Source organism: Streptococcus oralis (genome assembly GCF_026782345.1).
In the GTDB taxonomy this organism is placed as follows: domain Bacteria; phylum Bacillota; class Bacilli; order Lactobacillales; family Streptococcaceae; genus Streptococcus; species Streptococcus oralis_CK.
The window spans coordinates 237594-251815 of sequence record NZ_JAKUWI010000001.1 but is presented as its reverse complement, the minus strand read 5'-3'; the positions used below and the strand labels follow the sequence as shown (position 1 = coordinate 251815).

Sequence of the window (14222 nt, the reverse complement as noted above, 5' to 3'; positions counted from 1 at the left end):
TTAAATGCTGGGTCTTTCTTTTACTCCTATATCTAAAAAAGACCAGAGGAATCCTCTGGCCTTTTTATCACAGATTAAACCTAAGAAAAATAAATGGAAACTATCTTTCTCACGCTAGATTATTTATTTTTACGGCTTACAAAGTACAATCCACCAGTCACTGCCATCAAAGCGAGTCCTGCAACTACTGCTACATTAGATGCTTTTTCACCAGTGTTAGGAAGTTGAGGTTTTTGTCCTGGTTTACCTGGTTCATTTGGTTTACCTGGTTCATTTGGTTTACCTGGTGTTGGTTTTTCTGGAATGTATGTATTTGTGATATTGAAGCCTTCTACTTTAGATGTATAACCATCAACTGGAACTTCTACTACAGAGTATTCGATTGCTTGACCGTCTTTGTAACGATCAAGGTCTGTGAACTCATAAGTCCAACCTGTTGCTTCTGAGGCTACCGCAGTCTTACCAGTGTCTTGACCATCGGCAAGAAGTTTAACTGTAATAGATGCTGGACGAGCGTCTTTATGGTTTTCATCACCTTTCCAGATCTTCTTACCTTTTACAGATGCTTTCTCTGGTGTATGGGTGTTGGTCACATTCATACCAGTTTCAGTAGCTGTGTAACCTGTAGGAACACCAACTTCTTTGACTGTGTACTCGATTGGCTTACCATTTTGGTAACGGTCCAGATTAGTAAATTCATACTTCCAACCTGTTTCCGCTGTGGCTGTAGCTTCTTGGCCAGTTTCTTTACCATTCGCAAGTAGCTTCACTGTAATAGACGCTGGACGGATACGATCTTGGTCGTTATTATCAATCCAAGTCTTTTGTCCACTTACAGCAATTTTTTCTGGTGTATATTCATTGGTAATGGTGTACTTACCTTCTTTTTCTGTTGTGATTGTTGAAGTATATCCTTTCACAACCACTTCTTTGACTTTGTACTCGATTAGTTTACCATTTTCATACTTAGGAAGTGCTTTTGATTCAAACTTCCAACCAGTTGCTTCTGAAACTTCAATTTCTTGAACGACTTCTTTATCGTTTTTAAGAATTTGAACTTTTACAGATGTTGTACGTTTGCCGTCTTGGTTGTTGTTATCTTTCCACACCTTAGTTCCTGAAAGGATAACTGTATCTGGATTGTGAGTGTTTGTCACTACTTGACCAGTTACAGAGGCTTTATAGCCAGCTGGTACATCTACTTCATCGATAGAGTAAGTGATTTCTTTACCAGCTTCGTATTGTGGAAGATTTGTGAAGGATGCTACCCAAGTGTTAGCGTCGGTCTTATCATCAGCTGTCAAGGTCAATTTCTTACCTTCAACAGCTACTGGTTTAGATCCATCTACAGATTTGAAAAGTTGAACTGTTACGGACTTAGGACGTTTGCCGTCTTGGTTGTTCGCGTCGTTCCATACTTTTGTTACCTTGTAGTCGATTTCTTTTGGTGCATATTTGTTTGTGATGGTAAAGTCTGTAATAGTTGATTCGTATTCTGCTACGGCTTCTTCGGTTACAGTGTATTTGATTTCTTTACCATCTTTATATTTTGCTAATTTCGTGAATTCGACAGTCCAAGTTCCATCTGCGGCTGCTTGAACTTCTTTCGAATCAACTTTCTGACCGTCTGCTAAAAGATTGATTGTAATCTTGGTTGGACGTTTACCGTCTTGGTTGTTCGCGTCATCCCAGTTCTTAGTTGCTTTTACATCAACTGTTTCTGGAGAATAGCTATTTGTGATGGTGAACCCAGATGCAGCGTCACCAGTAATTTCTGAAGTGTAACCAGGAACAGTTACTTCTACTACAGTGTACTGGATAGGTGTGCCACCCTTATCAGCATCAAGGTCTGTGAAGCTTCCAGCCCAACCGTTCGCTTCAGTCAATTCAAGTGTCTTACCTGTATCTTGACCATCTGCAAGCAATTTAACTGTAACAGACGCTGGACGTTTACCATCTTGGTTGTCCTTATCATCCCATGCTTTCTTCACAGAAACTGAAGTTTTGGCTGGAGTGTAGCTATTGGTAATGGTGTAGCCAGTTGTCGCATCTCCTGTTACTTTAGACTCATATTCTGCGACTGAAACTTCTTCAATAGTGTACTTAATCGCTTTACCAGCTTTGTTCACATCAAGATCTGTGAAGTTTCCTGACCAGTTGTTCTCTTTATTGAGTTCAAGGGTCTTACCTGTGTCTTGACCATCGGCAAGAAGTTTAACTGTGACTGATCCTGGACGTTTGCCGTCTTGGTTCTCGGCATCGTTCCATACTTTCTTCACTGGTACTTGAGTCTTACCTGGTGTGTAGCTATTGGTAATTGTGAAGCCAGTTGTCGCATCTCCTGTTACTTTAGACTCATATTCTGCGACTGAAACTTCTTCAATAGTGTACTTAATCACTTTACCAGCTTTGTTCACATCAAGATCTGTGAAGCTTCCTGACCAGTTGTTCTCTTTATTGAGTTCAAGGGTCTTACCTGTGTCTTGACCATCGGCAAGAAGTTTAACTGTGACTGATCCTGGACGTTTGCCGTCTTGGTTCTCGGCATCATTCCAAACTTTCTTCACTGGCACTTGAGTCTTGCCTGGTGTGTAGCTATTGGTAATGGTGTAGCCAGTTGAGGCATCTCCTGTTACCTTAGACTCATATTCTGCGACTGAAACTTCTTCGATTGTATAGGCGATTGGAGTACCACCTTTATCTGCGTCCAGATCGGTGAAAATAGCTTGCCAGTTGTTCGCAGCATTCAATTCACGTGTTTGACCAGTTTCAACACCATCTGCTAGAAGTTTAACAGTAATAGACTCTGGACGTTTACCATCTTGGTTGTCACTATCATTCCAAACTTTCTTCACTGGAACCTGTGTTTTAGCTGGTGTGTAAACATTGGTGAAGGTTGTGCTATTAGCTGTACCATCACTGCTGTATTCAACCGTTGCATGCAATTTACCTTGACCATCATCGGTTACAGTTACTTTAGCTGTGATGGTCTTAGCATCGTAGGTGATACCATTCTCCGTTGTGCCAGCTTTTACTTCCTTAATAGTGTAAGTGTAAGTACCTGCTTCATCAAATGTCAACTCTGAGAACTTAACTTTTCCGTCAGCACCATTCTTCGCTTTTTCAACGTTACCAACTTGGTCTGTCAATGTAAATTCGAACATGTCAGCTTCAAGATTGCGATTGGTTAGTTTCTTATCTACTTCAAGAACTTCTTTGGCATTTTTAGCCTTATAGGTGTTTTCGAAAGTGCTGTCGTTATTGTCATAGGTAACAGTTGCTTCAAGCGCTCCCTTACCGTTGTCAACAACTTTAATCGTTACTTCGATAGTCTTGTTAGAATAAGTGATTCCTTTATCAGTTGTCCCAGCATTCTTTTCAACGATGGTGTAATGATAAGTGGCAGCTTTATTGAATTCTAAATCTTCAAACTTAATGTTTCCAGCTGCATCATTTGTTGTTGTTTGAATTGGAGCTGTACCATTTTTCTCAAACAAGGCAAACTCGAATTCACCACCTTGAAGCTGAATTGGCTTATCAGTGTTCTTATTGATGAATGATTTGGTTGCCGAAACAGGAGCTTTCACATTAGCAGGCTTATAAGTATTGACGAATGTTTGAATTCCGGCATCTGTAATAGTGTTGATGGCACCAGAGATTGGTGGTACAAGATTAGAACCAGGTGCTGAAGTTGAAAATTCAGCTGCTGGAAGTGCTACTTGAGAAATTTCTAATTTCTCAACCCAGGCAACCAGTTGGCCTCTTCCATTATCATAGACGTGTACAATTACAGGAACTGTTCTATTATCATAGGTGATACCATTTTCAGTTTCACCTGCTTTTGCTTCCACAATGGTGTACTGATAATGTCCTTCTTTTGTAAATTTAATAGGCTTGAAGACTACGCGACCAGTTCCATCAGCATTAGTACCTTTATTCTTGATTCTTTGAACTTCTTTTCCATCATTATCTTTCAAGATAAATTCAAATTCTTCGTCTTGAAGCTCTGTTGGACGACCTTCCAATTTTTTCTTAGCTTCAATTACAGCCTCAGCTGGTTCAGTGCTATACGTATTTGTAACAGTCAAATCAGCTGTTTGTGCTGGAGTATAGCCGTCTATCGTATCTACGATGAGATTGCCATCTTCATCGACTTCCATCACACTATAAGTGTACTTCAAACCGTGCTCATCTGTCGCAGGAAGGTCTGTCCATTCGACAGTTCCATCTGTTTTGGGAACTTCTTTTTGACTAACACCAACTACTTCTTCAATCGCTCCACCTTCTGGCGTACGATAGAGTTTGAAGTAGACAGTTGGACGAACATGTTCCTGACCACCAACCCAGACTTTCTTAGCCGTCACGTTTGTCTTTGGAACTTCGTAAGTGTTGGTGACTTTGTTGTTTCCGTTATAGGATACAACATAGCTGTTGTCGCCTACTTTGACTTTCTCTCCTTCTTTCAGAGGAAGACCCGTCTGATCTTCAAGTTCTCGAACAGAATAAACTAGCTTGCTTCCATCAACATCACGTTCAGGAAGTTGATTTTTCCACTTATAAGTGTAGACACCGTTCGACACGGTTACTTCAGGGGTGTAGTTCCCAGTAACAGGTTTTGCATCTGCAACAGTTTGTCCTTCTTTGTGCACATACAAACCGAGTTTGACTTCTTTGTAGTCAGTTGCTTTTCCGTTTTTCCAAGTCTTGGTTGCTTCAAAGTCAACTGTCACACGTTTGTTAGAGATATTGAGGGGAACACCTTTTCCATCTTTCATCTCAACTTCAAACTCTTGACTATTTACCTGATAGCCTGATTTAGGAGTTTTTTCTTTAACGATATACTTACCATTATTGAGAGCCTTTGAGACAGCTATCCCATCCGCATCTGTTGTAACGGTATCAACCAAATTATTAGTGGTTTTCTCACGGATTTCAAAGACAACGCCTGCCAACTTAACATCTGCATCCGCTTCATCGTATTTTGTGATTTTGATCTTACCAGCAATATCAGCTGTGACTGACGCACCTACAGATTTAACCGTCTTTAAATTAAAGGTTGCTTCTGTTCTGGTTCCAATACTACCTCCGTATTGTTCCCAAATAAGTTGTGGTTGGTTATCAATCAAGTACTGCGCTGAGTTACTTATCGTTGAAGTATCTGCTGGTGAGGACGTATCATACGTTAAGAAAAAGCTCTTTGTTCCCATATTGGTCGGCATGAGCAACTCAAATCCTCGTTTCCCGTTGACAAAGGTCAACAAAGCTTTTTTATCTGAGTTAGCCTTGTATACCTCCGGATCGGTTGTGATTTCGTATTCATCACCTAAACGTTTAAGAGCAGATGAATTCGTATTCGTCGTTTCGAATTCCGCTTCATGCATATAGAAAGTACCTTCCACATAGTTAGCAAAGGCTCCCTTTGAAACGTCATCTGTAATCTTCACCACATGTCCAGTCATATCTTTCTTAGCGCGATTAATCTTCATCTGAAAATGTGCTCTCGCCTTATTGTTATCGTTATAACCGTACTTTGTAATGGTTTCTCCTATCACGTCAGTCTGTTCATATTTATTTACTTTATACGTGATGGTCTGTTTTTTACCATCTGGTAAAACATAGGTAACCGTTTTCCCCTCTTTTTGGAGTGTTTCAGTTGCTTCTGCGACAAAGTCCCCACGGATATTCTGCTTGTCCTTCACCTTGTCATTGAAGGTAAATACCAGCCGATGGTTAGCATTCTCCACTCGGACAGTCCCCATTTTGGTATTTGATGTCGAATCAATCAAATCCAGACTACCATCCGTCAAACTCAAGTTATTTGGAGCTTTTACGATAAAGTAATCACCATTCTTGATTTCATTAACTGCCACATTGGGAAATGAGAATTTACCCGAATATTTCAATTTCATCGAAGTATCATTTGAACCATGAATTCCTTCAGTCTCGCTTCCTGTAGATGCTATAGTAATCTTCAAGTCATCTATTTTGACTTTACTCGTGATATCAGTTGCCGCCTGTGCTTCACCCACCGGGAAAAGCATCATCAAGAGTAAAAGAGGGAATACCAGAAAAACGAGATATTTTTTTATCTTATCCATTATGACCAACCTTTCTATTTGTATATCGATAAAAATTAAGTATTCAATTCTACGTATGCAACACCTCCACAATATAGTGACGTATCCATAATAACACCATGCTCTATTCTTGATAAAATTATATTCACTTACAGCACATGATATAATAGAACTTATCAAGTTTATTATAACATATATATTTTAATTGATTTATTTCATTACTAAAGAATTTATTTACGAAATGTCAACTTTAAAGGATTCATTCCTTTGATATTTCTACTATCCTTCAATAAATAATGTTCCTTTATTCATAAAACTAAATATAACCAATTTATTAATCTATATACTGTTATAAGATTTAATATAGTAGAAATATATTAAAATAAAAGTTTAGAACATAACAAAAAGTGAACTAAACAGAATTCTGATTGTCCCAGAATAGTTTGGTTCACTTTTTATTTAATCTATTAGATTTTCAAAATTCATAATGAAGAGTTTTTAAAATATAAATCTATTTTGTCCCCATCTCTTCATATCGTAGAAATTCTAATCCTCTTTTTTGCCTTTAGTGGCTACTAATCCTGCACTCAAACCAAGAAGAGCTAAGCCTGCTGCTAGAGCTGCTTGGCTTGTTGCACTTCCTGTATTTGGTAACTGCTCTTTTTGAACCTGACTAGCTTCACTTGAAGTGTTTTGTTTTGTATCTGTTTTTTCTGATACTTGTGGTTTTGTAGATTCTTGCGGTACTGGTTTAGTCGTTTCACCAGCCGTACCTACTTCTACGATGCGATCCTGAGCCACGACTTTATCATAGCTTTCTTTTTCAGTTCGCTTGCCATTTTCAACTTCAATCAAGTGAACACGGATACCTTTTTGTCCTTCTTGGAGAACACGGGTTTGACCTGCTGGAAGCTTATCGTTCTTTTGTTCCTGAACCTTGAAGTCAATTGTTTCTTCTTCGATTACAAGTTCTGGTCTGTTAAGGACAAGGTTCTTCACTTCATCCTCTGGAAGGGAGGTTCCTTGCTTCGTTCCTACTTCTACGATGCGATCCTGAGTTAAAACTTTATCATAGCTTTCTTTTTCAGTCCGCTTACCATTTTCAACCTCGATCAAGTGAACACGGATACCCTTTTGACCTTCTTGGAGAACACGAGTTTCACCTAGATACAACTTATCAGACTTACGTTCCTGAACCTTGAAATCAATTGTTTCTTCTTCGATTACAAGTTCTGGTTTGTTAAGGACAAGGTTCTTCACTTCATCTTCTGGAAGGGAGGTTCCTGGTTTCGTTCCAACCAAGACGATGCGGTCTGTCGGAGCCTCTACCACTTCACGAAGTTTTTCTTCCTTACTTCCATCAGAATTAACCGCTGTAAAGATCCGTTCCTTACCAACTTTTCCTTCTTGTTCTACACGAGTTTCACCTAGATACAGTGTTGAATCCTTTTTCTCAACTGTCTTGTAGGCCAAATCTTTTTCAACAAATTCAAGTTTTGGAAGATCTTCTTGTACAGCAGCAACAGTCTTCTCAGAAACTGGTTTTTCCTTGGTCAAGTGGATACGGTATTCCTTGACTTGTTTTCCACTTTCTGAAACAAGGCGAACAAGTACTGGAAGGCTATCGTCTCCGCCATCTACAACTGTTGAAGCCACTTGATTGCTTTCTTCGACTGAGACTTTTGGACGTTGACCTTTATAAGTAACCTGATAGTCTTGACGATTTTCAGAGAAATCAGAAAGTTCTTTCCCATCTACAAGAATCTTAGATTGCGTACTTTCTTGAGGCAATTCACTCGGTGCAAGGAAGGTCATCTCAATCATCGCAACACCGTTCTTGTCTGCTTTACGCTCCATGCGCCATCTCATGGCTTTGGCTTTGACAGCTTTAAATGTTACGTTGATTTCATCACCAGCTGCGATGTCTTTATCCGCACGATAAGGCACAGCTTCCCAATTTTCTGGGTTATTGAATGGATGGGCTGCATCATAGGCTTGGTAGTTTGAATAGTAGGTAGGCACTTCAAAATCTGGGCCAATATAGCGTTCCAAAACGAGTTTAGATGGCGCATCCGTACCACTATCTGCAAAGAAATGAAGTTTGGCTTGCGCAACAGTCCGTTCTACAATCTTACCATTTTCACGGAAGATCACACCTGCTGATACTTCTGGATTAGAAGATGGTGTTGGAGACCAGTTTGTCCAACGACGATTTTCTGAATGATCTCCGTCATTGAGATAATCCACACGGTCATGTGAACTTGGATCAATATCATTAGTTGCAGAAGCAAAGGCCTGGTTACTATTTTCATCATACTCTGGGTTATCTGACAGGGCCTCACCAAGTTTGTCTGTCACTCGTACAGAGAATTCCGCAACGAGGTCGCTACCAAGGACACGGCCTCGAACAGTAAATTGACCTGCTTTTGTCAGATTTTCTACTGGAACTTCTTCCCATTCAACTGCCAAGTCTTTTGTTTCATAGCCGTCTTTACCTGTGAAGTAAACCGGAACCTTAGTTGGCAATTCAAGCGGTTGTCCTACTTGTAGCAAGCGAGCTTGTTTGACCGCAGCAACTGGTTTACGAGAGAGCAAATCTTTATTGCTTGTGAAGTGCAGACGGTATTCTCCCAAGATATCACCATTTTCAGCCTTAGCGATAACACGAACTGGCTCACCTTCGCGAACGCTTGGAACGACGGTAGCGAGACCATTGTTGCTAACACTTGCTGTTACTGCAGGAACTTTTCCATCTACTGACTCAAGATAGTAGTCAGTCAAATCAGGGTTAAAGTTTGCTAAGTCTTTACCGTCAACTTGGATTCTTGTTTGTCCTTGTTTGGCTGCCGCAACTTGTTTCGCAAAGATTTGTACCTCTGTGATAGATGTTCCTTTCTTGCTATCAAGTCGAACCATACGAATACGGACCGCATAGGTCTCAACTTTATCAAAGCTGAAATGATTCATTTCTCCAGCTTTTAATTGAGCTGGTGCTTTGAGATTGCTTACCTCTTTCCAGTTTGCAGGATCGTTAAAGACATGGTTTTCCTCACCTACAAAGCTAGGATTTTTAGGAGCTGTTGGAACAGTCTTACCAACATAATACTCAATCACATAAGACTTAGGTACACCAACTCCGTGGTCTTCGTGGAATCCGACACTTAGATTATCAACAGAACGTTTGCTCAAGATACCTGAATCTCCGAATAGGACACCGACTGAAGCTTCTGGATTAGTACGGTTCCAGTTTGTCCAACGGTTGGCTGGTCGGTCATTAAAGGAAATCAATTTATCGTTGACATTTGAAACAGGGTCGCTTGGATTTGAGTCTGAAGCAAAGGCAAGTGGCAATTCTGAACCGGTCCATTGGTCAGAAATATTTGCTCCTTGCTCAGTTTGAGCAGACACACGAACATGAAGTTTGGTAGTTAATTGCGTACCTTCTAGGCGACCATTAACTGTAAAGACACCTTCCTTGGCGTATTGCTCTGAACGAATCGTATCCCAAGTAACCTTAGCTGATGAAACGTGACCATTTGAATCGTAGGTACGAACACTTTCTGGTAATTGTGGCGCTTCTGCGATTGGTGTTGTCACGCTGACTTCTTCAACCGAAACAATACCTTCTACAGAGACTTTAGCACGCGCTTCAAGATCCAGACCTTCAACTTTACCTAGAACTTCAAAGGTTTGATAGGAGTCAAGTTTTTCTTTCGGAATAGCTTGCCAAGTGACTTTGTGGGCTTTAGGGAAACCTTTGTCATACTCAACTGTTACTGTTGTTGGAAGAGTAGGTTCTTGATGCAAGTCTGTTACTACGTTTACTGGGCGTATAGATTGGGCTACTTTTTTCTCAGTATTGGCTTGGATAGTGAGTTCAACTTGGCCTTTAGCTCCATCATATTCCGCTTTCAGAGTGACTGCTCCTGGCTTATGTAACTCAAGCATTCCTTTACGAACTGCGACTTCCCCTTCACCACTTGTAGAGAAGGTTACTTTATCAGCTGGTAAAACTGCTTGTGTTCCGTCTTGATAGTGAGCGTGTACAGACAATTTCACTGTTTGGTCTTCTTTGAGAGCATCAGCTTTCTCCACTTGTAGGCTCAAATGGTCAATTTTTGGTGCTTCTTCGAGGAACTGAATTGCATACATTTGAAGAGGGCCACCATCATTTGGTTGAACAAAGATACTTGCACGCATACCGTTTGCTGCACTTGCTTGGACTACAGTAACATCCGCATTTTCAGCACTTGCTGCGACTTTTGGTAACTTAGCTCCATAAGCAAGAGTGCGGTATTGCATTGGTTTTTGACTAGTAAGTCCTGTGACAGCTTCATCACCAACCGTCACAGTTGGCACTACAGGTGCTGCAGGCTCGCCTTCTTCTACTACAAGGGTAGCATGAATGGTTTCGCCAGCTAATTGACCACTCATTTGTATACGTGATCCTGCGACTGAAAGTTTGGCTTTATCTGCCTCCACGATCTCCCACTTATCAACTTCGTATTCTTGAATGCTTCCATCCGTTACAGCGATAGAAACGTATTTATCAACTGCATTCAAATCTGTTCCTGGGGCAACACGTTTTACAGTAGGCAGTTCTTTCGCAATTGCTAGAACCCCAACACGAGCCTCTACCTCTCGTCCGTCAGCCGTGCCTTTGACCGTTACAATACCAGGCTTGCTCACATCAACTGAAGACCAAGTTACTGGACGTTTTTCACGACTGCCATCACTGTAGATAAAACCGACTGTCTTCGGCATTTTTGGCTCTTTCTCAATAACAGTACGTACTTTTGGTACCTCTGTTCCTAGAACGGTCTTTTCTTGGTCTTCTTTTTTACCTGTAAAGACCGTTACTTGACCAGATTTCAAGAGATCTGAATGAGCTGTTAGTGTGAATTTACCTGCTTGTTCAGTTGATTTAACAATGGCAACCCCTTTACCGTTAAAGGCTCTACGGATCCAAGAACCATCTGGTTGCGCCTTGTAGCGTTCACGGCTGGCTTGTTCCCCATTGTCGACACCGACCAGTTGACCCTGTCCATGCAATTGGAAACGAACCAAATTATTGGCAGTTGGTACCACATTTCCTTCACTATCTACGATTTCGTAGTAGATGTAGGTCAAGTCTTTTCCATCTGCTGCGATTGCATGTTCTTCCTTGACGAGGCGAACACCTGCTGGTTGGCCTGCAGTAGTGATCTTATCACGTGCAATTTCTTTTCCAGCTTCATCGCGAGCTACAGCTTCCAAAGTACCTGGTTGGTACGCAACCTTCCACTCAAGGTAGAGTTCCTTGGCATTGGCACCTTCTTGGTAGGTACGGCCATCACTAGTTTGTTTTTTGTTGAACTTCTTAACTCCAAGAGATTGACCATTTAAGAACAATTCAACGCTGGCAGCGTTTGAGTAAGCTCGAACTGGGATTTTTCCGTCTGAATCTTCAACTTTCGATGCCAATTCTCTATTTTCCCAGTTCCAGTGAGGAAGAAGGTGAACCATTGGTTTCTTCTTGACAGAAACCCATTGGCTTTGGTAGAGGTAGAAGTCATGTTTTGGAATACCGGCTGTATCTACGATACCAAAGTAAGAGCTCTTAACGGGAGTTTGGTTTTGATTGTGCCATGGTGTAGGTTCACCGATATAGTCCGTACCTGTCCAGATAAACTGTCCAGCATAGCCAGCGTTGTCACGGTCAAAGGTCCATGAAGCGGTTGCCGTTTTACCCCAACCAACACGATCATTTCCATAATCTGACTGTTCATAGTTACGATAAGCTTGGTTGCTATGTACCAATTCTTGTTCAGGACGATAATAGCTACCGCGTGTACGGGTTGCTGAAGATGTTTCTGAACCATAAATCAACCAGTTTGGATGTTTCGCACGAAGTTTCTTGTAGTTGTCTTCTGAGTAGTTGAAACCAACTGCATCCAGTTCATTAGCAATTTTCTCATGATCACCGCTACCATCACCAAAGCGGAACTTATCTGCTCCCATGGTAACATAACGTGTAGTATCAACATCTTTAATCACTTTTACTAAGCGTTTAACCGTTGCAAGAGAGTGAGCCTTTCCATCTGCTTCACCAATTTCATTCCCGATAGACCACATGAAGACAGCTGGGTTATTTTTATCTCTTTCGACCATGGTACGAAGATCGTAGTCAGACCATTTTTCACCTTTTCTAGCTTCTGGGTGAGTGGCATCTTTTTCAAAGAAACGCCCGTAGTCATAAGGTTTCTTTCCATTATACCACGTATCAAAGGCCTCTTCCTGAACCAGCAAACCAAGTTCTGCTGCGATTTGCAAAGTCTGTGGACTTGCAGGGTTATGAGTTGTACGGATGGCGTTAACGCCCATCTCCTTCATTTGTTTGAGACGACGGTATTCTGCCTTATAGTTTTCTTCTGCTCCAAGCGCTCCGTGGTCATGGTGCAAGGAAACACCATGGAATTTAATGCGTTCACCATTCAAAGAGAAACCTTCATTTGGAGTCCAATGATAGTAACGGTAACCAAACAAATCTTTCTTAGCATCGACTAATTGACCATCACGGTAAACACGCGTAATCAATTCGTACAAAGCAGGTTTATCATTTAAAACTGTCCAGAGTTTTGGTCTTTCAACTTCTAGAATCGCATCAAGGCTTGTTGACTCATGTGCTTTCAGGGTACGGCTAGCTGTACGAACCAAGCCTGTTACAGCCTGGCCACCACGTTCAACGATTTGATACTCTGCCACCAGTTCATGGTCTTTATCATCTGTATTGACGATTTTGCTGGCTACATGAGTTTCAACCTTGCCATGTTGCTGTTCTTCCAGTTTTGGTGTTAAGATAGTTGTTCCATTTTTCTCAACATGAACCTTATCTGTCACTTGCAAGGTCACATCACGGTAAATACCGCTACCAGAGTACCAACGGCTACTTGGTTGTTTGTTAACCGCATGGACAGCAATCACATTCTCACGACCATCTTTGTGAAGGTATTTGGTGATATCGTATGAGAACTGGTTATAACCATTTGGATAATGCCCCACTAACTGGCCATTGACATAGACTTGAGAGTCCATATAGACACCATCAAAGGTCACACGAACATTTTTCTTGAGATCTTTTTCATCAAGTTTAAAGGTCTTGCGATACCAAGCTTCACCACCATTGAGCTGTCCACCCTCATTTTGGGCAGGTGACTGATGGTCAAAATCGTTAAAGATACTCCAGTCGTGTGGGAGATCCAATTTTTGCCATGTTGATACATCGGCATCTGATTTCACAGCTTCTTTAGGATTCGCATTGAGTTTAAAGTGCCAATTTTGATTAAAATTCACTTTTCTATCTTCAATCATTTGATTCACTTCTTCATTTGTCGCAGCTTTCAACTCTTCCTTGACAGGCTTTTCTTGACTTGAAGCTTGAGATTCTACCTTTGGAGCTGTTTCTTCAGGTTTTAGAGATGCTTTCTCCTCTTTTGGAGTTACAGGTTCATCTTCTTTCACCTCTGGTTTGCTTGCTTCAATTGGTGCAGCTTGACTTTGGTCGACACTTGCAGCATCCTTGTGCTCTGCTACAGCTTGATTTTCTTTTTCCTCCACTGCCGGACTTTCCTCTTTTGCTTGTTCCACGGTGTGAGTAATTGGAGTTTCATCCGCGAAAACTGGTGATTCTCCAATGACACTTCCTCCAAATAGAACCGCACAGGTTCCAATCATGACAGAGCAAGCTCCTACGGCAAACTTACGAATGCTGTAGACTCTTTTACGATTCCAATGGCCTTTTTCCATAAAATCCTCCTTTAGTAACCGCTTCCATTTTCTTGTAAACGTATTACTTTTTCATAGCCTTTTATCCTTATTCTATAAAATAATATAGGAAATTTCAATAGCCTAAACACAAAAAATCATATTTTTGATTGTTTTTTCTATAATTTGTAGAAAAGTTTAAAAATCTGAATGTAGATTTAGTGAATGGTTTTACTAAAAAAGGCGGTGGGACAGAAATCGATAGACAAAGTCTCGATTTCGTAGTCCCAGCCTCGCGAGGATGATTAGGAGCTTTTTGGAGTCTAAAAGACGAACAAAAAGTTCAATCAGCTAACGCGTCAAAGTTTGATTGCTAAAAAAGTGAGGTCGGGATCTTTTGTC

Annotated in this window: 2 protein-coding genes; both read right to left on the bottom strand. The window is 41.0% G+C overall.

Annotated features, from left to right (window positions below):
• Window positions 1-119 precede the first annotated feature (119 nt).
• The gene (locus MK405_RS01235) at window positions 120-6098 is read right to left on the bottom strand and encodes a Cna B-type domain-containing protein (protein WP_268704082.1); all 5979 of its coding nucleotides are present in this window, start codon (window positions 6096-6098) and stop codon (window positions 120-122) included.
• Between the two features lie 525 nt (window positions 6099-6623).
• On the bottom strand, window positions 6624-13862 hold the full coding sequence (gene bgaA / locus MK405_RS01230) for an LPXTG-anchored adhesin/beta-galactosidase BgaA (protein ID WP_268704081.1): 7239 nt from the start codon (window positions 13860-13862) through the stop codon (window positions 6624-6626).
• Between the last annotated feature and the right edge of the window lie 360 nt (window positions 13863-14222).